The organism is Mesorhizobium amorphae CCNWGS0123, from assembly GCF_001686985.1.
GTDB classification, from domain to species: Bacteria; Pseudomonadota; Alphaproteobacteria; order Rhizobiales; family Rhizobiaceae; genus Mesorhizobium; species Mesorhizobium amorphae.
This window is the reverse complement of record NZ_CP015318.1, coordinates 2,728,923-2,749,123: the sequence shown is the minus strand read 5'-3', so window position 1 is coordinate 2,749,123 and position 20,201 is coordinate 2,728,923. Positions and strand designations below refer to the sequence as shown.

General features: G+C 64.7%; 21 protein-coding genes. 3 read left to right on the top strand and 18 right to left on the bottom strand.

What is annotated here, in order from left to right:
* Positions 1-38 precede the first annotated feature (38 nt).
* The 15 genes from A6B35_RS12700 to A6B35_RS12630 all read right to left on the bottom strand — a co-directional run bounded on the left by A6B35_RS12700 (position 39) and on the right by A6B35_RS12630 (position 16,249).
* Entirely contained in the window at positions 39-515 is a 477-nt protein-coding gene (locus A6B35_RS12700; protein WP_006199729.1) for an EF-hand domain-containing protein, read from the bottom strand.
* The gene (locus A6B35_RS12695) at positions 512-3,538 is read right to left on the bottom strand and encodes a bifunctional [glutamine synthetase] adenylyltransferase/[glutamine synthetase]-adenylyl-L-tyrosine phosphorylase (RefSeq protein WP_006199728.1); all 3,027 of its coding nucleotides are present in this window, start codon (positions 3,536-3,538) and stop codon (positions 512-514) included. The genes A6B35_RS12700 and A6B35_RS12695 overlap by 4 nt, the downstream gene beginning before the upstream one ends.
* The gene (locus A6B35_RS12690) at positions 3,538-5,013 is read right to left on the bottom strand and encodes a sensor histidine kinase (RefSeq protein ID WP_006199727.1); all 1,476 of its coding nucleotides are present in this window, start codon (positions 5,011-5,013) and stop codon (positions 3,538-3,540) included. The genes A6B35_RS12695 and A6B35_RS12690 overlap by 1 nt, the downstream gene beginning before the upstream one ends.
* 7 nt (positions 5,014-5,020) lie before the next feature.
* Entirely contained in the window at positions 5,021-5,695 is a 675-nt protein-coding gene (locus A6B35_RS12685) for a response regulator transcription factor (protein ID WP_006199726.1), read from the bottom strand.
* 207 nt (positions 5,696-5,902) lie between these two features.
* Positions 5,903-7,453 (bottom strand): Do family serine endopeptidase, encoded by a 1,551-nt coding sequence (locus A6B35_RS12680; RefSeq protein ID WP_006199725.1) that lies wholly within the window; start codon positions 7,451-7,453, stop codon positions 5,903-5,905.
* Between the two features lie 120 nt (positions 7,454-7,573).
* The gene (locus tag A6B35_RS12675) at positions 7,574-8,038 is read right to left on the bottom strand and encodes a cytochrome c-type biogenesis protein (RefSeq protein ID WP_006199724.1); all 465 of its coding nucleotides are present in this window, start codon (positions 8,036-8,038) and stop codon (positions 7,574-7,576) included.
* The gene (locus tag A6B35_RS12670; RefSeq protein WP_006199723.1) at positions 8,035-10,017 is read right to left on the bottom strand and encodes a heme lyase CcmF/NrfE family subunit; all 1,983 of its coding nucleotides are present in this window, start codon (positions 10,015-10,017) and stop codon (positions 8,035-8,037) included. The genes A6B35_RS12675 and A6B35_RS12670 overlap by 4 nt, the downstream gene beginning before the upstream one ends.
* Positions 10,018-10,022: 5 nt before the next feature.
* A complete protein-coding gene (gene ccmE, locus A6B35_RS12665) occupies positions 10,023-10,466 on the bottom strand; it encodes a cytochrome c maturation protein CcmE (RefSeq protein WP_006199722.1) in 444 nt (147 codons plus the stop codon).
* Positions 10,467-10,469: 3 nt separating this feature from the next.
* Complete coding sequence (gene ccmI, locus A6B35_RS12660; RefSeq protein ID WP_006199721.1) at positions 10,470-11,606, bottom strand: c-type cytochrome biogenesis protein CcmI; 1,137 nt, start codon at positions 11,604-11,606, stop codon at positions 10,470-10,472.
* A 183-nt stretch (positions 11,607-11,789) separates the two neighbouring features.
* A complete protein-coding gene (locus A6B35_RS12655; RefSeq protein ID WP_006199720.1) occupies positions 11,790-12,233 on the bottom strand; it encodes a hypothetical protein in 444 nt (147 codons plus the stop codon).
* Positions 12,234-12,351: 118 nt separating this feature from the next.
* The gene (locus A6B35_RS12650) at positions 12,352-13,785 is read right to left on the bottom strand and encodes an ATP-binding protein (protein WP_040581839.1); all 1,434 of its coding nucleotides are present in this window, start codon (positions 13,783-13,785) and stop codon (positions 12,352-12,354) included.
* Positions 13,769-14,434, bottom strand: coding sequence for a response regulator transcription factor (locus tag A6B35_RS12645; RefSeq protein WP_006199718.1), 666 nt, complete (start codon positions 14,432-14,434; stop codon positions 13,769-13,771). Before A6B35_RS12645 ends, A6B35_RS12650 begins: the two co-directional genes overlap by 17 nt.
* A 90-nt stretch (positions 14,435-14,524) precedes the next feature.
* Entirely contained in the window at positions 14,525-14,824 is a 300-nt protein-coding gene (locus A6B35_RS12640) for a hypothetical protein (protein ID WP_006199717.1), read from the bottom strand.
* 173 nt (positions 14,825-14,997) lie between these two features.
* On the bottom strand, positions 14,998-15,405 hold the full coding sequence (locus A6B35_RS12635) for a DUF3168 domain-containing protein (protein WP_006199716.1): 408 nt from the start codon (positions 15,403-15,405) through the stop codon (positions 14,998-15,000).
* A gap of 133 nt (positions 15,406-15,538) precedes the next feature.
* The gene (locus A6B35_RS12630; RefSeq protein WP_139032166.1) at positions 15,539-16,249 is read right to left on the bottom strand and encodes a TetR/AcrR family transcriptional regulator; all 711 of its coding nucleotides are present in this window, start codon (positions 16,247-16,249) and stop codon (positions 15,539-15,541) included.
* Positions 16,250-16,352: 103 nt separating this feature from the next.
* On the opposite strand from A6B35_RS12630, the gene A6B35_RS12625 reads away from it, so the two are divergent.
* Complete coding sequence (locus tag A6B35_RS12625) at positions 16,353-16,838, top strand: cupin domain-containing protein (protein WP_006199714.1); 486 nt, start codon at positions 16,353-16,355, stop codon at positions 16,836-16,838.
* 302 nt (positions 16,839-17,140) lie between these two features.
* Here the strand turns inward: A6B35_RS12625 and A6B35_RS12620 are convergent, their stop codons facing one another.
* Positions 17,141-17,407 carry a DUF1488 family protein gene (locus tag A6B35_RS12620; RefSeq protein ID WP_006199713.1) on the bottom strand — a complete coding sequence of 89 codons (267 nt, stop codon included), beginning with the start codon at positions 17,405-17,407 and terminating at the stop codon, positions 17,141-17,143.
* Positions 17,404-17,658, bottom strand: coding sequence for a hypothetical protein (locus tag A6B35_RS12615; protein ID WP_006199712.1), 255 nt, complete (start codon positions 17,656-17,658; stop codon positions 17,404-17,406). Before A6B35_RS12615 ends, A6B35_RS12620 begins: the two co-directional genes overlap by 4 nt.
* Before the next feature lie 315 nt (positions 17,659-17,973).
* Between A6B35_RS12615 and A6B35_RS12610 the strand changes: the two genes are divergently transcribed.
* Both A6B35_RS12610 and A6B35_RS36185 read left to right on the top strand, forming a co-directional pair.
* Positions 17,974-18,363, top strand: a complete 390-nt coding sequence (locus A6B35_RS12610) for a hypothetical protein (RefSeq protein ID WP_006199711.1) — start codon at positions 17,974-17,976, stop codon at positions 18,361-18,363.
* Between the two features lie 102 nt (positions 18,364-18,465).
* Positions 18,466-18,630 carry a hypothetical protein gene (locus tag A6B35_RS36185; RefSeq protein ID WP_006199710.1) on the top strand — a complete coding sequence of 55 codons (165 nt, stop codon included), beginning with the start codon at positions 18,466-18,468 and terminating at the stop codon, positions 18,628-18,630.
* A gap of 16 nt (positions 18,631-18,646) precedes the next feature.
* On the opposite strand, the gene A6B35_RS12605 is transcribed toward A6B35_RS36185, so the two are convergent.
* Positions 18,647-20,200: a trimethylamine methyltransferase family protein gene (locus A6B35_RS12605; RefSeq protein ID WP_006199709.1), complete on the bottom strand. Its 1,554-nt coding sequence runs from the start codon at positions 20,198-20,200 to the stop codon at positions 18,647-18,649.
* Position 20,201 lies beyond the last annotated feature (1 nt).

The following is a 20,201-nucleotide window of genomic DNA, read 5'->3' as shown; positions in this document are numbered from 1 at the left end:
GCACCGGCGGCTTGTGCCGCCGGAGCCGGTAGCCGGGGTCACTGCATGCCGTCTTCGTCGTTGCCGCCCGATGGACGGTGACGGCCAAAGCGGCCGCCCTTTGGCAGTTCGCTCTTCTCGATCTTGCCGTCATTGTTCCTGTCCAGGATGGCGAAGACCTTCTTCTGGCGGCTGGTGATGTCGTCGATGGTCAACGTGCCGTCGCCCCTGGTGTCGTAGCGTTCGATGATGCGTTTGGCCATGCGCTCGTAACGCGCCTTCTCCAGCGCATCGGCGAGCTGGGCGACGGTGAGCTTGCCGCCATTGTCGGCGACCATCTTCTTCAGCCGGGCATTCATGGCGTCGGAAAACTGGTCGAAGGTGATGGTGCCGTTCGAGTCCCTCATCGTCTTGTCGAGGCGCATCATCATGTAGTCGCGCATTTTGGCGCTGGCATTGTTTTCGGCATAGGCCGTGGTGCCGACGGCGCCGGCAAGGGCTGCGAAAGCGAGGGCAAGTTTGGTTGACTTTCTCATTGGTCTTCTCCTGTTGCATCGTCACCCCCGATGCGATCGGTAACCGCCGCTCGTTGTTGCGGCTGTCCCGCACGAAGCAAAAGGTCGAAATCCTTTCTGACCTTTCGCGACGTCTCCTTGAGGTGTGCTTCCAACACACCGAAATCCGGCAGGTCGGTGACCGCCAGAAGCAGATCCGACAGGCCCGGCGGAACGTCGTCGCGTTCGAAGACGCCGGTGAGGCAGAGCCTGATCATCTGGGTCAGCGCCAGATACAGCCGGTAGGCATCGCTTAACTCCTGCCTGATGTCGGCGCCGACGAAGTCCGGCGCCAGCCGCGCCAGGATGTCGGCCGTCGCGGTAACCCTGCTGCCGGCCTCGACGTGGCCCGTGATAACCGCCACCTGGGCAAGGAATTCGAGATCGATGAGCCCGCCGGGGATCAGCTTGATGTCCCAGAGATCGCGCGGCGGCTTCTCCTTCTCGATCAGCGCCCGCATCTCCGACGCCTCGGCCATCACCTTGGAGGCATCGCGCGGCAAGGCAAGCACGGCGGCCACCTCGGCCTCGACCTCGGCGCACAGCGCGGCATCGCCGCCGATAGCGCGGGCCCTCGCCAGCGCCATATGCTCCCAGGTCCAGGCGTCCTGGCGCTGATACTTTTTGAAGGCATCGATGTGGGTGGCGACCGGCCCCTTGTTACCGGAAGGACGCAGGCGAAGGTCGAGCTCGTAAAGCACGCCCTCGGCCGTCGGCGCCGAGACGGCGGCGATCAGCCGTTGCGTGATCCTTGTGTAGTAGTGCGACGGCGCCAGCGGCTTGTCGCCGTCGGATTCCTCGGCATCCGCGTCGTGATCGTAGAGCAGGATGAGGTCGACGTCCGAGCCGGCGGTAAGCTCACGGCTGCCGAGCTTGCCCATGCCGAGCAGCGAAACCGTGCCGCCGGCGATGCGGCCGTGGCGTAGCGCGAATTCGGCCCTCACCGCTTGCAGAGCGGCGTCGATGGTGAGGTCGGCGAGGTCGGAAAAGGCACGGCCGGCACGGCTCGCGCTGATGGAGCCGGCGAGCAGGCGCACGCCGATCAGGAACTTCTGCTCGGAGGCAAAGATGCGCAGACGGTCGAGCACGTCCTCGTAAGCCCTGTCACCTTCGGTGAAAGCCGCCAGCCGCGCCGACAGATAGGCGCGATTGGGCAGTTCGTTCAGCAGCGCCGGATCGAGCAGGCCGTCGAAGACATGCGGACGCTTGGTGATGATCGCCGCCAGCCGGGGCGCGGCGCCCATGATGGTCGCCATCAGTTTCAGCAGAGCAGGATTGGACTGCAGCAGCGAAAACAGCTGGATGCCAGCCGGCAGGCCGGCGAGGAATTCGTCGAAGCGCACCAAAGCCTCGTCGGCGCGGCGCGTCTGGCCGAAGGCTTTGAGGAGCGCCGGCGTCAGTTCGGTCAGCCGCTCTCGCGCCTCGGCCGACTGGGTGACGCGGTAGCGGCCGAAATGCCAGCCGCGGATGACGCGGCAGATGTCGCTCGCCCTCTGGAAGCCGAGGCGCTGTAAGGTCTGCAGCGTATCGGGATCGTCGACATCGCCGGTGAAGACCAGGTTGCCGACGCCGGCCGACAGTTCCGGCGCGGTCTCGAACAGTGCCGCATAGTGGCGCTCGACCTGTTGCAGCGACGAACGTAAGGCTTCGGAGAAGGTCTTGGCTTCGGCAATGCCCAGCATGCGGGCAATGCGCTCCAGCCCCTCATCGCTGTCGGGCAGGATATGCGTCTGCTCGTCGGCGACCATCTGGATGGCGTGCTCGACGCGCCGCAGGAACCAGTATTGCCGGGTCAAAGCATCGCGCGCGTCGGCGGTGATCCAGCCGCGCGCGGCGAGCTGGCCGAGCATCGGCACCGTCTCGCGGCCGCGCAGCTCCGGGAAGCGGCCGCCGGCGATAAGCTGCTGCGTCTGGACGAAGAACTCGATCTCGCGGATACCGCCGCGGCCGAGCTTGACGTTGTGGCCCTTGACCGCGATCTCGCCATGGCCCTTGTGGGCGTGGATCTGGCGCTTGATGGAATGGACGTCGGCGATCGCGGCGTAGTCCATGTATTTGCGCCAGACATAGGGCTGCAACTCCTTCAGGAAAGCAGCCCCGGCGGCGAGATCGCCGGCCACCGGGCGCGCCTTGATCATGGCGGCGCGCTCCCAGTTCTGGCCGCGCCCCTCATAGTAGTGAAGCGCAGCCTCTTCGGGAATCGCCAGCGGCGTCGAACCGGGATCGGGACGGAGTCTCAGATCGGTGCGGAAAACATAACCGTGTTCGGTGCGGTCCTGAAGGATGCGCACCAGGCGGCGGGTGAGACGCGAGAACAGCTCCGTCGCATCGAGCGGATCGGTCACCGCCGGCGCCTCCGGATCGAAGAAGACGACGAGGTCGATGTCGGAGGAAAAATTCAGTTCATGCGCGCCGAGCTTGCCCATGCCGAGCAGGATCCAGCCGGACTGGCGCGCCGGATTTTCAGGATCGGGCAATTCGAGCTTGCCTTGCCCATGCGCGTCGCGGAGCAAAAAATCGACCGCGGCGCGGGTGCAGGCGTCGGCGAGATCGCTGAGGCGGCGGACCGTCAGCGCGGGCTCGGCCTCGCCGGCGAGATCGGCGAGCGCAATCAGGAAATGCGCTTCGGCCTTGCACAGCCGCAACTCCATCATCAGGCTCGTTTCCGAAACGGAATCAGTAAAGGCCGCCTTGCCGATCGCCTCGCCGATCGCGATCAGTCGGGCCTCGACATCGGCGTCGAACAGCTGATCGAGAATGCCGGGACGGCGGCGCGCTGCATCACGCAGGAACGGCGACAGGTCGAAGACCGCGGCGAGGAGATCCTGAACGGTGCCCTCGGCTGCCAGGAACTTCGCCAGCCGGGGCAGGTCCTCTTCCTCGGCGGCGTCGGCGATCTCCGACAATTCACGCCGGGCGCGGCTTTCATCCAGCGGCAAAAGCCTTGCCACCGGTTGCAGATGCCATTCGGTTTCGATCCGCTTCACAGGCTTCCTCGCCGCCATCAATGGTTCTCCCGTGCGGGAAAACCCATGACCACGGACAATCCGGGATTGGCGGGTAAAAGATCAAGCCTGCCGTTATGGAAAGTCATGATTGCGTTGGCGAGGCTGAGGCCCAGGCCCGACCCCGGCTGCGAGCGGCTCTTTTCCAGCCGCACGAAACGCTCGGTCGCGCGGGCGCGGTCGGCGTCGTCGGGAATGCCCTGGCCGTTGTCTGTAACCGAAAGCCGGATTTCGCCGCCGACGCGCCCGAGCGCCACGCGCACCGCGGGCTTGCCGGTCGCGTCGGTCGAGTACTTGATCGCATTGTCGACGATGTTCGACAGCGCCTGGCCGATCAGTTCGCGATTGCCGTTGACGGCAAAATCACCCTCGACCGAGCTCTCCAGCGTCACGCCCGCCTCCTCGGCCACCGGCTCATAGAGCTCGACGACGTCGCGCACAGCGGCGGCGAGATCGACGCGGCTGGTGCTCTCGGAGGAATAGCCCGCCTCCAGCCTGGAGATCATCAGGATGGCGTTGAAGGTCTTTATCAGCTGCTCGGACTCGGCAATCGTGCCTTCCAGCGCCTGCCGATAGTCGGTGGTCTTGTGCTTGCCGGAGAGCGTCGCCTCGGCGCGGTTGCGCAGTCTTGTCAGCGGCGTCTTCAAGTCGTGGGCGATGTTGTCCGAAACCTGCTTCAGCCCCTCGTTCAGCGTCGCAATCCTGGCCAGCATGGCATTGAGGTTCTCGGACAGGCGGTCGAATTCGTCGCCGGCGCCGGTGACCGGCAGGCGCCCGGACAAGTCGCCGCCCATGATGCGGCGGCTGGCCTCGGAGACGCTGTCGATGCGCTTCAGCGCCGCGCGCCCGACGAAGAACCAGATCAGCAGTCCGCCGAGCCCCATCATGCCCAGCGCCAACATCAGAGAACGGCGGATGACGGCGCGGAACCGCTCGGGTTCGCCGAGGTCGCGGCCGACCAGCATGATCATCTGGTTGGGCAGGCGCAGCACCAGTGCAATTGCGTTGTGGCCCTTCTCGCCCTCGGCCTGGACTTCGTTCTGGCCGGGCTGCGTCTCGTTCTGGTCGGCCGCCGTATTGCGCTGCCGTTCGAGTTCGCCCTCGCCGAAGCGCCGGTAGGAGAACGGCTCCGTCGTCCAGCCTTCGGTCTCGATCACCCCCGGCTCCAGGCTCTGCACATTGCCGGTCAGGATCTGGCCGTTGGTATCGGCGATCAGATAGAGGTTGGCGCCGGGCTGGCGGGAGCGGGCCTCGACGACGCGGACCAGCACCGGCAGCCCGCCGCGCTGATAGGCGCGGGCAAGGCCGAGCACCTCGTCATTGATGGTCTCCTGCGTCTGCGCGGTCAGCATGCGCGCCGACAGCGAGGTCATGTACAAGACCAGCAGAACCGCACAGAGGGCGAAAAGCAGGAAATAGAGCGCCGAGAGCCGCGCCGCCGTCGTTCTCATGATGGCCGGCAGGGAAAGGGCCATGCTGGGTTCAGCCGCTCTTCAGCATGTAGCCAGCGCCACGAACCGTATGCAGGATCGGCTTGTCGAAGCCTTTTTCGATCTTGCCGCGCAGCCGCGAGACATGGACGTCGATGACGTTGGTCTGCGGATCGAAATGATAGTCCCAGACATTTTCGAGCAGCATGGTGCGCGTCACAACCTGGCCGGCGTGGCGCATCAGATATTCGAGCAGGCGGAATTCGCGCGGCTGCAGCGTGATTTCGCGCGCGGCGCGGCGCACAGAGTGCGAGAGACGGTCGAGTTCGAGATCGCCGACCCGGTAGACGGTTTCGGCTTCGCGCGCGCTGGCGCGACGGTTCAGCACCTCGACGCGGGCGAGCAGCTCGGAAAAGGCATAGGGCTTGGTGAGATAGTCATCGCCGCCGGCGCGCAGGCCGGTGACGCGGTCGTCGACCTCGCCCAGCGCCGACAGGATCAGCACCGGCGTGGTGTTGCCGCGCGAACGCAGGCCGGCGATGACCGACAGGCCGTCGCGGCGCGGCAGCATGCGGTCGACCACCATGACGTCATAGTCGCCGGCATCGGCAAGCGTGAAGCCGGTCTCGCCGTCGCCGGCGACATGGGCGGTATGCCCGGCCTCGGCAAAGGCTTTCTCGAGATAGTCCGCAGCCTCGCGATCGTCTTCTATGACAAGAATCTTCATAGAGCCGTTATACGCGATTTCGCTGGAAGAATGAGTGGTGGCCGGCATGTGCGTCTGGGCCTCTTAAATTAGAGCGGCAGCGGGCGATGGGAAGCCCGCTGCCGCCGGGGGCGGAACACGATGACTGACTAACGCATTCAGGCCCCGTGCTTTCCCGTGCGGCGGCTCGGGGGTGTTGAAACCGCCGCACCGGAAAAGTTTCGAATGTCAGCCCTTGGCGACAGGCAGGGCGACGAAGCGGTTGGTATCGTCGCGGGTGATCTGCATCAGCACCGCCTTGCGGCCCGACTTCACCGCGTCGGTCATGGCCTTGGTGACATCGTCGGTTCCGCTCACCTCCACCGAATTGACCGAGGTGATGATGTCGCCGGGCTGGATGCCGCGATCGGCAGCGTCACTGTCCGGGTCGACATCGGTCACAACCAGCCCCTTGCCCTTTTCGGACTTGGTAACGGTGAGGCCAAGATCGGCCAGCGTGTCGGGCTTTGCCGGAGCGGCGGGCTGCTGCTGATCGGCCGAAGCCTGCTTGTCGCTTGCCGGCAGCTTGCCGAGGTCGACTTTGATGGTCTCACTCTTGCCGTCACGCCACACGGTGACGTCGACCAGCTTGCCGGGCGAGTAGGCACCGATCAGACGGGCAAGTTCCTTGGGCGAAGCAACGTCCTTGCCGTCGACCTGGGTGATGACATCGCCAGCGGCGATGCCGGCCTTCTTGCCGGGGCCGTCGTCCTGCGCACTCGACACCAGTGCGCCCTTCTCGGATTTCAGCCCGAGCGACTCGGCGATGTCGGACGTGACCGGCTGGATTTCGACGCCGAGCCAGCCGCGCTGGACGGAGCCGTTCTTCATCAGGTCCTCGACGACCTGCTTGGCCGTCGAAGCCGGGATGTCGAAGGCGATGCCGACGCTGCCGCCCGAGGGCGAGAAGATCGCGGTGTTGATGCCGACGACCTGGCCGTTGAGGTTGAAGGTCGGGCCGCCCGAATTGCCGCGGTTGACCGAGGCATCGATCTGCAGGAAGTCGTCATAAGGACCGGCGCCGATGTCGCGGCCGCGGGCCGAGACGATGCCGGCGGTCACGGTGCCGCCAAGGCCGAACGGATTGCCGACGGCCACCACCCAGTCGCCGACGCGAAGCTTGGAATCGTCGGCGAAGTCGACATAGGTGAACTTGCCGACGCCATCGACCTTGAGTACGGCGAGATCGGTGCGCGGGTCGGTGCCGATCAGCTTGGCGTCGAGCTCCTTGCCGTCACTCATCACCACGGTGAAGGCCGAGCCTTCCTCGACGACATGGTTGTTGGTGACGAGATAGCCGTCATCGGAGATGAAGAAGCCGGAGCCTTGCGCCACCGGGCGCGGCTGGTCGTTGCTGTGGTCGCGGCGGCTGAAGCGGCGGTTGCCGAACTGGCCGCCCTGGTCGCCAAAGCCACGGAATTCCTTGAAGAAGCGACGCAGTTGCGGGTTGTCGGGCAGGTTGTTCATGCCGTCCTGGTCGTCCGACTGATCGGAACCATCATCGGCCGCCGGCTCGATCTTGGCCTTGACCTTGACGCTGACCACCGCCGGCGAGACGCGCTCGACGATGTCGGCAAAGCCGGGAACCTGCGGCGCCTCGACACGCACGGCATCGGCCAGAACCGGAGCCGTTCCAGTGGTCACGACACCAAAGCCGACGGCGCCAGCAACGGCCAGCGAGGCAACGGCGGCCAGAAGGCGCTTGCGGGTGCGGGAATATGAATTGGGGGCAATATTCATGGGTCTCGTATCCTCTTTTGATTGGATGCGGCTTAGCCAGGACATCCTCGATCGAGAGGAATAGAGAGGCGCACATTACGGCGCCATTTCCGGTGCATGAAACTTTTGTAATGTTGGCGATCAGTCGCGCAGCATCTTGTCCAGCGCCGCCTGCTCCTCGGCGGTCAGGGCCTTCGTTGCCGTCGAACGGCGCGATCGCGCCGTGAGCACGATGAAGATGCCGCCGGCCAGAAGCAAGAGCACCGGCGTGCCCCAGAGCAAGGCATTGCTCAGGCTGAAGCGCGGCTTCAGCAGCACGAACTCGCCGTAGCGCGAAACGACGTAGTCCATCACCTGCTGGTCGGTGTCGCCTGCGACAAGCCGCTGACGCACCAGGATGCGCAGGTCGCGGGCGAGATCGGCGTCGGATTCGTCGATCGACTGGTTCTGGCAGACCATGCAGCGCAGCCCTTCCGACAGGGTCCGCGCCCTCGCCTCCAGCGCGGGATCCGAGAGCACCTCGTCGGGCTTCACCGCGAAGGCGCTGCCGGCGAACAGCAGGCCCAGCAACAGCACCAGCGAAGCCAGCGAGACCCTTGCCGTCATGACAGGCTCGCGGAAGGCACGAGTTTCTTGCGGCGCGACGGCGCGCCGACGCGCAGGCGGCGGTCCATCAGCGACATTGCCGCGCCCGCCATCATCACCAGGGCGCCGCCCCAGATCAGCGTCACCAGCGGCTTCCACCACAGCCTGACGACGACGGAACCGTCATTGCCCTCGTCGCCGAGTGACAGATAGAGTTGGCTGAACCCGATCGTCCTGATGCCGGACTCGGTCGTGGTCGTCTGGCGCACCGGAAAGAAGCGCTTGGCCGAGCTTATTTCGCCCTTGGCATTGCCGTCGGCGCCGATGACGACGAAGCGGCCGCGATCCTCGCTGTAATTTGGTCCCAGCGCCGGGTAGAGCCCTTCGAAGCGCAGCGTGTTGCCGGACAGTTCGACAGTCTCGCCGGCATGCATGGACAGGATCTTCTCGGTGCCGAAGCTGAGCGTGCCGACGATGCCGAGCAGCGTCAGGCCGAGGCCGAGATGGGCGAGCGCGGTGCCGAACACCGAACGTGGCAGGCCGGCGAAACGCCGCAGCATGATGGCAGGCGTCACCGAACCGAAGCCCGATTTGACGGCGAGATCGGTGAGCGCGCCGCAGACCAGCCAGACGGCGAGGCCAACGCCAAGGGCTGCGAACACCGAGGCGCCATCGACGAACAGGACCGTCACCAGCATGGCGGCAAGTGCAGCGGCGAAGGCCGCCATCAGGCGCTGGGCGGCGGCGAAGACATCGCCGCGCTTCCAGGCAAGCAAAGGCCCGAATGGCACGATCGCCAGCAGCGGCAGCATCAGAGGGCCGAATGTCAGGTCGAAGAACGGCGCACCGACCGAGATCTTGCCGCCGGTGACGGCTTCGAGCGCCAGCGGATAGAGCGTGCCGACCAGGACGGTGGCGGTGGCGGTGGTCAGGAACAGATTGTTGAGTACCAAAGCGCCTTCGCGCGAGATCGGATGGAACAGGCCGCCGGCCGTCAGCCTCGAGGCGCGCAAGGCGAACAGTGCCAGCGAGCCGCCGATGAACAGCGTCAGGATGCAGAGGATAAAGACGCCGCGCGTCGGGTCGGTGGCGAAGGCATGCACCGAGGTCAGCACGCCTGAGCGCACCAGGAAGGTGCCGAGCAACGACAGCGAGAAGGTGAGGATGGCGAGCAGCAGCGTCCAGATCTTCAGCGCCGAGCGCTTTTCCATGACGATCGCAGAATGCAGCAGCGCCGTGCCCGCCAGCCATGGCATGAAGGAGGCGTTCTCGACCGGATCCCAGAACCAGAAGCCGCCCCAGCCGAGCTCGTAATAGGCCCAGTAGGAGCCCATGGCGATGCCGCCGGTGAGGAACATCCAGGCGACCAGCGTCCACGGCCGTACCCAACGCGCCCAGGAGGCGTCGATTCGGCCCTCGATGAGGGCCGCGACCGAGAATGAAAAGCAGATCGAGAAGCCGACATAGCCGAGATAGAGCAGCGGCGGATGGATGGCGAGGCCGAGATCCTGCAGCACCGGATTGAGGTCGCGGCCCTCGATCGGTGCCGGGTTGAGCCGGGTGAAGGGATTGGACGTCGCCAGGATGAACAGGAAGAAGGCGGCGCCGATAGCGCCCTGCACGGCCAGCACATTGGCCTTGAGCGTTGCCGGAAGGTTGGAGCCGAAGGCGGCAACAAGGGCGCCGAAGAAGGTCAGGATCAGTACCCAGAGCAGCATCGAGCCTTCGTGATTGCCCCAGGTTCCGGTGATCTTGTAGATCAGTGGCTGCAGCGAATGCGAATTCTCCCAGACGCTCGCCACCGAGAAGTCGGAGCTTGCGTAGGCTATTGCCAACGCCGCGAAAGAGAGCGCGGTGAGCGCGAAGCCTGTCACCGCCACCGGACCGCCGACCGCCATCATCTTCTGGTTGCCGGCGCGCGCGCCATAGAGAGGCACCAGCATCTGCACCAGCGACAGCGCGAAGGCGAGGACGAGGGCGAAATGTCCGGTTTCAACCAAACGCGTTACTCACTCTTGCTCTCCTGCCAGACGCCCTTGGCCTTGAGGCCGTCGGCGACTTCCTTGGGCATGTAGCGCTCGTCATGTTTGGCCAGCACGCTGTCGGCGACAAAGACGCCGTCCGGACCGAAGCTGCCCTCGGTGATGACGCCCTGCTCCTCGCGGAACAGGTCGGGCAGGATGCCGGTATAGGTGACCTTCACCGATTTCTGCTTGTCGGTCACCGAAAAGGCGACGGTCGCGCCCTGCCCGCGCTCGATCGTACCCCTTTCGACCAGACCGCCGAGCCGAATGCGCTGTCCAGGCTGGACGGTTGCGGTGGCGAGATCTCCGGGCATGTAGAAATAGGAGGCCTTCTGGCCGAGTGCGTAGAAGGTGAGACCCGTGGCGGCACCGAGGAAAGCCAGCCCCGCGACGATCACCGACAATCTCTTCTGCTTGCGCGTCATCGTCTACTCCGTCGCCGTCAGGCCGAGCGAGGCGGCAAAGGCGGTGAACTTTTTCGCTTCCTCGCTGTCGGCACCAAAGACGGCTATGCCGCGGCTCAGCGCATCGCGCGCCTGGTCGGCCTTGCCAAGCACGACATAGGAACGAATGAGCCGCATCCATCCTTCCGTGTCGCGCGGGTTTTGTTTGAGCTTCTCGTCGAGCCCGGCGACCATGGTCTCGATCATCGCCTGGCGGTCCTGCGGCGACATCGACTGCGCCGCTTCGACCGCCTGCGCATCCGGGCCGTTGGCGGGCGTTCCCGACGCGACCGTCCTCTTCGCGTTTTCGGCCAGCGCCTGCTCGACGGCGCGGCGCCAGGGCGATTCCGGCGGGAGCGTGCCGAGCATGTTCTGCCAGGCCGCCGTCGCCTCCGCGGCACGGCCTTCCTGCGCCAGGCCCATCGCCAGGTAGAAGCTCGCCTTCGCATTGGCCGGATCGAGCTTCAGCGCCGCTTCGAAGGCGTCCTGTGCCTCGGCCGAGACGATGCCGCCGGCGGCATTGGCGATCGCCTCGCCGAGACCGGACTGGCGGGTGGCGCTGACGCCGTCGAGGCGGATAGCGTTGCGATAAGCGGCCACCGCGTCGGAATAACGCTGCAGGCGCAGATAGATTGGCGCCAGCACGTCCCAGCCGCGGCCATCGGAAGGGTTGGCGGCCAGATGCGCCTCGGCGCGCGCCACCAGCTCGTCCACCGAGGAGTCGGCAGGATTCTTGGCGAGCCGTTCGGCGAGCGGCTGCGAAGGCAAATCGGGCGAGCCGAGCTTGATGTAAAGCCCCCAGCTGATCAGCGGAACCGCCAGCACCGCCACCGTCGCCACCAGCCTTGTCGTCACCGACGGCCGCCGCGCGGCCGTGCCGGCCTGACCGGTGGTGCCCAGGCGCAGGATGCGACGGCCGATTTCGGCACGCGCCTCCTCGGCCTCGGCCGGCTGGATCAGACCGCGCGCCACGTCGCGGTCAAGCTCGGCGAGCTGATCGCGATAAACTTCAAGGTCGTGGTCGCCGGGGGCCGACGCGCCCTTCGGGCCGCCGGCCAGCGGCAGCAGCACCGCAAGGCTGGCGCCCAGCGTGAGGATTGCAGCTATGACCCAGAACAGCATCTTTCATCCAATACCGGCAGAGCCCTGCCCTGCCAACATGGGCATCCTGCGACGCTTTGACGGCACGTGCGCCGTCTGTCCTTGACCGATGTCAACCGGATCGGATCTGAAGCCGATCCGGCTTCCTCTTGATGCATGTCGTTATCCCAAAACCGCTGCGCACTTTTGGGCGACAAGCATTGATCAGGTCAGCGGCGTCCAGCTGCCGTCGGCATTGCGGCAGGCGGTGCCGCGCGCGGTGGCCCCGGCGGCGCCGCTGAACACCGTATGGGTGTATTGCCGGCAATCCTGCGAGCCGACCCGATAGGGCTGGGCGGCAACGACTTCGCCCGAGCGGCCCGAACTGTCGCTCTTCCATGTCACCTTCTGGCCGCTCGCCGTGTATTCGAGCGCCTTGTATTCGGCTTCCAGCGCCTTGCGCTTGTCGGCATCGCTCAGGCCGGAGCCGATCGATCCGCCGACAAGGCCACCGGCCATGGCCGAAATGATCGTCGTCGCCACCTTGCTGCCGGCCGGAGGCGTCGCGGCAGGCGCCGGCGTGACCGCCGCGCCAGGGCCGCCCTTGCCCAACGTCCCACAGCCGGAAACGGCGAGCAGTGCGGAAAGGAGCGCGACGCGAATCTTCATGCCAACAACCGGATTTCTCGAGCAGGATGAACTGGGGGCCGCGCCATTGGGAAGCCGGCAAGGCCATAGTATTGATATTTGTCGGAAATTTGGCCGCAGCCCACCATTGAAAATAGCATCACTGAAGGCTCCGCAACCGCACCGCCGCCTTCAACCCGCCCATGGCGGAGCGTTCCAGCGCCAGACCGCCTCCATACTCGTTGACGAGGTCGGCGACAATGGCAAGGCCGAGCCCGGTGCCCGGTTTGGTTTCGTCGAGGCGCCGTCCGCGCTTCAGCGCCTCGCGCGCCTTGTCCTCGGGAATGCCCGGGCCGTCATCCTCGATGGCGATCTCGAACAAATTTGCATCCTTGCCGGGGACAGGCGAGACCGATACGGCGACCGCACCCCTGGCCCATTTCATGGCGTTGTCGAGGAGATTGCCCAAGAGTTCCTCCAGGTCCTCGCGTTCGCCGCCGAAGATGATGTCGGTGGACGGCAGTGAAAGCGTGAGGGTTGTCTCAGGGTTGAGCTTTTGCAGCACGCGCACCATGCGCTGGACCAGCGGCGCCACCGGGGTGCGGTAGACGACGCTGTCGCGCTGGGCGGCGACGCGCGCCCGCTGCAGATAATGGTCGACCTGCTTCTGCATCGAGGCCGCCTGCTCGGTGATGAGCTGGCCCTTGGCGCCGCCGAGCGCTCGGCCCTCGTTGAGCAGCACGGCCAGCGGCGTCTTCAGCGAATGGGCGAGGTTGCCGACCTGCGTGCGCGAACGCTCGACGATGCGCTTGTTGTTCTCGATCAGTGCGTTGGTCTCGTTGGCCAGCGGTTCGATCTCGGCCGGAAAACTGCCGTCGAGCCGCTGCGCCGTGCCCTCGCGCACCATGGCGAGCGCGTTGCGGACGCGGCGCAAGGGCTGCAAGCCGATCAGGATGGCGAAGGCGTTGATGGCGATCATGCCGACGCCGAACAGCGAGAGATAGGTCAGGAGGCGGCGCTGGAAGCTGGCGATCTCCTGCTCCAGTTCGGTCTGGTTGCCCATGACGCGAAAGCGCGCTGCGCGGTTCTTGGCATCGAGGACGAATTCGCTTTCGAACACCTCCAGCTCCTCGCCATGGATGCCTTCGGCGCCATAGCTGCGCTGGAAGCTGGCGTTGAAGGGAACCTCGGCGACGCTCGGCGAAAGAATCGCCTTGGTCATCGAGGAGGAGTGCAGTTCGCCATGCACACCCTCGGAGGCCGGTTCAACCGACCAGTACCAGCCCGAATTCGGTTCGGAAAAGCGCAGGTCGCCGAGGTCCGGCGCTCCGGTCAGCTGGCCGCTTTCGGAAACGCCGACCGAGCCGATCAGGTTGAACAGATGCGCCGAAAGCAGGCTGTCGAAGCCGCGCTCGCTGGCCTGGCGGTAGAGCGTGGTGATGAGGGTGAAGATGACGACCAACGTCAGGATCGCCCACAGGGTCGAGAAGGCAATGACGCGGAACGCCAGCGAGCGCGGCCAGAACCGCGCCAAAAGCGTCTTGGAGACGACCGGTTTTGAGGTGAGAGGTTCCGCCTTACGCCTCCGGCTCACGCATGCGGTAGCCCATGCCGCGCACGGTTTCGATCATGTCGATGCCCATCTTCTTGCGAAGCCGGCCGACGAAGACCTCGATGGTGTTTGAGTCGCGATCGAAATCCTGGTCATAGAGATGTTCGACAAGTTCGGTGCGCGACACCACCTCGCCCATATGGTGCATAAGATAGGCCAGCAGCCGGAATTCATGCGAGGTCAGCTTCAACGGCTGGCCGTCGACATCGGCCTTGGAGGCCTTGGTGTCGAGGCGCAGCGGCCCGCAGGTCAATTCCGACGAGGCATGGCCGGCGGCGCGGCGGATAAGCGCCCGCACCCGCGCCAGCACCTCCTCGATATGGAACGGCTTGGTGACATAGTCGTCGGCGCCGGCATCGATCCCCGACACCTTGTCGCTCCAGCGGTCGCGCGCCGTCAGGATCAGCACCGGCATCTTGCGGCCGCCGCGGCGCCAGCGCTCGACGACGCTGATGCCGTCCATCTGCGGCAGGCCGATGTCGAGGACGACCGCGTCGTAAGGTTCGGTGTCGCCGAGGAAATGGCCCTCCTCGCCGTCGAAGGCGCGGTCGACGACGTAACCGGCATCGACCAGCGCATCCGCTATCTGCCGGTTGAGATCCTTGTCATCTTCGACGACGAGCACGCGCATGGCGGTTAGCACCTGTTGACGGATCCGGGGTGAGGTATAGGCCGATTCCGGCGGCCTGGGAAACGGAGGCCTGTAAGACGGAAGATCGGGTCAGTTCAGCGGAACGACGATTTCGGAGCGGCGCGGACGCTGACCGTCCTTGCCCGGCACCAGCACGACGATGACGCAGACCGGCTGGCCGCCGCGCGTCGACTGCGAGGCCTTGGCCAGCGTACCGCCATTCTGCTCGGCCACCTGTTGGCCGATCGCATAGCAGTCCGACGCAGCCAGCATGATCGGCTGGGTGTCGGCGGGCGCGACGACCGGCATTGCCGTCGCCTGCGACGCCAACAGGCCGACCGCTGCAAGCGCCAGTGTCGCGGTTCGGAAATGGGAGCGAAGCGTTTTCATGGTCAGCGTTGTAACGCATCGGTGCTGAACGTGAAATGAACGGTGAACGCCCGAAAAAACATGCCCGCCACACCCCTGCAACGCGAGACAATCAAGCTGAGATTCCACCGCCCAATCCAGTGAAATCGGCCAAGGTTCAGTGTAGACTCCGTTTCACCGATATTGAAAGCGCGTCAGACGTTTTCCTGCGTGATGGCGCGAAAGCGCAGCATGCCATGATGGACCGCCAGATCCTCGTCATAGCGGGCCTCGGCGAATTCCAGCGACAGGCGTGTCTGGCCATGTGGGCCGATGGCCAAGGCCGCGTCGGCAAGGCGCGCCTCGATAGTGTCCATGATGACACGCGTCTCGGCTCCGCCATGGGCTTTCGACCAGACATGCAGCGTGACAAGCTGATCGGCATCGTTGTCGGCGCCGGTGTCGAGGTCGAAGGCGCTGGTGTGGCCGCAGGTCACATAGGGGAAGGCGGCGTTTTCGGTCGCCTGCTCGAGCAATCCGGCGCCGCCCAGCAGCACCGACAGCGAGGCATCGCTCTTCAATCTCAGGAACAGGGCCTGCAGCAAATCGTCGGGCGCCGTCATCGTTTTCTCCCTCGCCCGTTACGTCTTGAACAAGCCTTTGCTACCGCCATTCGCTAGCAGCGTAGCCGCGTTCGACGCATTCTGCCAGATCACGCCATTCCAAAGGAACCCACCAATCAGCCGATACTGGCCTTCAGGCTGATGGTTTCTCGGCGCGGCAGTCCGCCGAACTCGAGCTTACGCAACGGATCAGGACCAGCATGGCTTCTACCGCCTCGTCTTCTGAAAGGCCCTGGTTTTCGACAAGCGAGCGCCACGTCGAGAAGTCCAGCGCATGCCCTATCGCGGCAACAAGCAGACGTGCGGTTTCGCTGTCCGGGTCGAGCCAACCCGATTCGAGGATCGTGACGCCTTTTGCGAGAACTTCTCGCCGGCGGACGAGTGCCGCAGCGACAACCGGCATTTCGGCATCGCGATACAGATTTGCGAGCAACTGGCGCTTGCGGCTGTAGTAGCCGTAGAGCTGCAGGAGCGCCGTCCGCAGCCTGGCGTCCGGGTCGGCGATCGATCGCCAGACCTCGGGGTTGGGCGGCGGGTCCTGGCCGAAGGAATAGGCGGAGCAGGCACTGAAGACCGCTTCCTCGTCGGGAAAATGGCGATAGACGGTCAGCCGCTGCACGCCGGCTTTCTCGGCGATAGCGCTCACCGTGGTCCGCGATGGGCCCACCGAACTGTGCAACTCGAAGGCCGCGCGGGCGAGTGCGAGATGGGTTTCGGCCTGCTTGACCGCGCGGCGTTGCAATCGGTAGGAGCGCCGTTGGCCTTCTTTCGGTAAACTCATGTGATCACTGATATTGACATGGGTTGGAAGAGCGCCTAGAAATGAGTGATCGGCAGCGTACACCCATTTCCGGGAGGATGATATGGAACGCGTATTGCCTGACCACAATCCCCATCATGCGACGACTCGTTCGGCTGCAAAACCGGCACCGGGGCCAATCATAATCATGCCTGGGGCGGGCGACCGCTTCGATCTGGGTGGTTTCGGAATCCGCTGGAAAATAGACGGGTCCGATACCGGCGAGCGCTTCTCCATCGTGCATCATCCGCTGGCGCCGCGCGCGCTGGCGGCGCCGCTACACCGGCATCACCGCGAAGACGAATACTCATATGTGCTGAGCGGCAAGCTGGGCGCCTTGCTCGGCGATGATGTCGTTACCGCCGGTCCGGGCACATGGGTGTTCAAGCCGCGCGGCCAGTGGCATACGTTCTGGAATGCCGGCGACACGCCATGCGAAATCATCGAGGTGATTTCGCCGGCCGGATTCGAGGACTATTTCCGCGAACTGGCCGCCATCTGGCCCGACAGGACAAAGTCCGGCGACCTGCTGCGGAAATACGAACTGGACATGGACTTCGAGAGTGTTGCGAGCCTGTGCGCCCGCTTTGGACTGACATCGGCCCGACCAGCCGCTGCGCCAACGCCACGGTAAGGATAGAAGTCTTTGATGGCCTGCGAGCCGGAGGCTGGAGCGTGTGATCCGGCGACCTTGATGGAAGGCCTCAAGACACCGGAGGCGCCCCGCCCTCCGCGGTGCGGCTCGCGATGAAGTCGTCGAGCAGGCCGGCGGTGTCGACGGCGCGAGCTGGAACTGTAAAGGGCGTGATCGCGGGCGAAATCGATGATGCCCAGCGCCATCGGGAATCGAGCTGGTGCAGCGAGTTGGATCGATAACGGTGTCCGCGGCATGCGCCGCCAAGCAACTCGTCTTCGGGGAGCCGCCCGCGCACCCAGTTAGCGAAAATCAGCCGCGGTCAGCACATATATGCTCTTACGGGTGCGGTCGTAGGCCGTCCTGGCGACGTCGTATATGGCGCTGCTGGCCGTATCGAAGGCTGCGAGATAGCCGGCCTCGTCGGCTGCGGTTTCGGGTCGCATCTTCGACATGGCATCCGCAGCCACCGAGAAGGAAATCTGGAACATGCCATCATGGCCGACAAATCGGATGCGCCGACCCGCCTCGTCATAGCTGCGGCTGCGATTGGGGAATGTAAGGCTCATGACTTGACCTCCGTTGCGGCGACCTTCTTGACCACCCGCTTCTTCTTCGGCGTCGGGTTCAGGGCTTCAGCCACGCGATCAGCCTCTTCCTTGGCCAGCCGCAATTCGCGCAGCCTTGCCGTCTTGATGATCCGGGCCTTGGCCTCGGACATATATTCGGCCGTGGCCTTGTTTCGCTCTGCAGTCTTTTTCTGCTTGTCGACAAAGCGCGCTTCAGCTTTTTCCATGATACTTTGATTGCCATCGGCCATCGCCAAATCTCCGTTGCGCTCGAAATCGTGAAAACGAACTTGTTCGATATAAATAGGCATTCGGGCGACAGAATTCAAACTTGGAAATATTTTAGATATTGCGAATATCGGAAAGCGATCTGGTAAAATAATACGTTTCAATATTTCCACGTATCGCACGAATAATTCTTGGCACTCCTATCTATCGAGTGCCAATGCGCTATACAGGAGCAGCGGCCGCTCATGCCGGCTCCAGAAAGAAATTCCATGAAATTCCGGCCGCTCCGCGACCGGCCGGGCGACCTATCTCAACCCAATCAGGAAGGAACTCGTTCCGTGTCCACACAAAGCAGCAAGCCATCTCTCGCGCGTCGCTGGGAAGACTACCAGCCGGCCAAGTCCACGCTTTTCTGGGCATGCGCGGTAACCCTCGTCGCCACCCTGATCATCGGTTTCAACTGGGGTGGATGGGTGACAGGCGGCACCTCGCGCTCACTGTCGGCAACGGCCGGCGATGTGGCGCGGGGCAAACTGGCCTCGGCCATCTGTGTCGATCGCTTCAACGCAGCGCCCGATGCGGCCGCCAAGCTTGTCGAGTTCAAGGCCCTGACCGACAGCTACAAGAAGCGGCAGTTCATTGAGACGGGCGGCTGGGCGACCATGCCCGGAGAAGCATCGCCCGACAGGCTGGGCGCCACGAGCTGTGCGGTTGCTCTCGCGGCATGAACTCTTCGACCCCTTCGAGACAGACGAACTCTGCATGAGAGCCTGAAAGACAGCCGCCGGGGGATCTTCCCCGGCGCGACCCAGCGGCAAGGAGAACGACAAATGATTACGTTCGTACCGAAGCCAAATTCTGTACTGGCAACCGAACCAGCCGAGGAAAGCCGCTTCGACCGCATTCGCCGGCTTGCCGCCGACAAGCATCGAAAGGCCGACGCCGGCACGATACGCCGCGACCCCCAAAAGGCCGGCGACAAGCGCCCGATGTAGCGGGCGCTTGCTCTGGTCAGGAGACGGGTGCCGCGCCGCCCTCTTCGGTGCGGCGTGCGATGAACTCATCGAGGATGCCTGACGTAGCAGCGGCGGATGTCGGTGGCTGGAAGTCGGCGACCAGCCGCTTCCAGATACCCGTTGCGCGCTCCGTCGCGCTCTTCGAGCCGGCCTGCGTCCAGTTGCCGAAATTCGACCAGTCGGCCACCAGCGGCTCGTAGAAGGCGGTGCGGTAGCGCACCATTGTGTGGCCGGCCGCGAAGAAATGCCCGCCCGGCTGCACTTCGGTTATGGCTTCGAAGCCAATCGCATCCTCGTCGCCAGGTGTTGATGCGCAGAGTTCGGCGACGGTTTGCAGCGCCTCGATATCGGTGATCAGCTTCTCGAAGGAGACGCTCAAGCCGCCTTCGAGCCAGCCGGCAGCGTGGATGCAGACGGTGGCGCCGGCCAACACCGAGCCCCACAGTGCGAACTGCGTCTCGTGGGCCGCCTGCGCGTCGGAAATGTTGGCGGCGCTGCCACCGCCCGAGCGCCAGGGCAGTCCGGTGAAGCGCGCCAGCTGGCCAGCCCCCAGCGTCGCCTTGACATGCTCCGGCGTGCCGAAGGCCGGCGCGCCGGACTTCATGTCGACATTGGAGGAGAACGAGCCGTAGACAACCGGTGCGCCGGGCCGCACGATCTGGGCGAGGGTCAAGCCCGCCAGCGCCTCGGCATGCTGCAGCGTCAGCGCGCCGGCGACCGTGATCGGCGCCATGGCGCCCGCCAGGCAGAAGGGGGTGATGATCGATATTTGCCCGGCGCGGGCGAAATCGATGATGCCTTGCGCCATCGGGATGTCGAGCTGGCGCGGCGAGTTGGTGTTGATGACAGTGTAGCAATGAGCATCGGCAAGGAATGCGTCTTCGGAGAGCCCGCGCGCCAGCCTGATCATCTCGAACCCGTCTTCGATCTGCGGCGTGCCACGGGCGAAGATGAAGGGGACCTTGTTCGACAGCGTCAGCTGGGCTCGGTTGACGGCGTAGTGGCGGAAGCGATTGTCGACGTCCTGCGGCTCGATGCACGGGCAAAGCATATGCAGCACGTCGAAATGCTGGATCAGCTTGGTCAATTCCTCAAAAGCGGCAAGCGTTCCCGGCCGCCGGCCGCGTTCGAGATCGGTGACGTTGGGCGCGCCGGCCCCGGCGAGGAAGGTCATCGAGCCGAGTTCGAGCATCAGGTCGCGGCTACGGTCGCCCGCCAGCACCCGGATGGACTTTGGCGCCGTGGCAAGTGCGGTCGCGACGATGTCGCGACCGATGCGCACCATCTGGCTGTCCTCGTCGACCAGCGCGCCGGCGCGGGCAAAACGCTCACGCGCCTCGGGCAGCAGCACCTTGATGCCGAGTTCCTCAAGCACGCGCAGTGCCGTATCGTGGATCGCGGCGACCTGGTCGTCCGAAAAGACCGACTGCGGCAAGAACGGGTTTTTCAGCGCGCGATAGTCCGGGCGGCGGCTGGACTCGCTGCCGGCCTCGCCGGTGCGTCCACGCCGGCGCTCGCGCCTGGTGTCGCGTGCAGCGTCATCGACCATG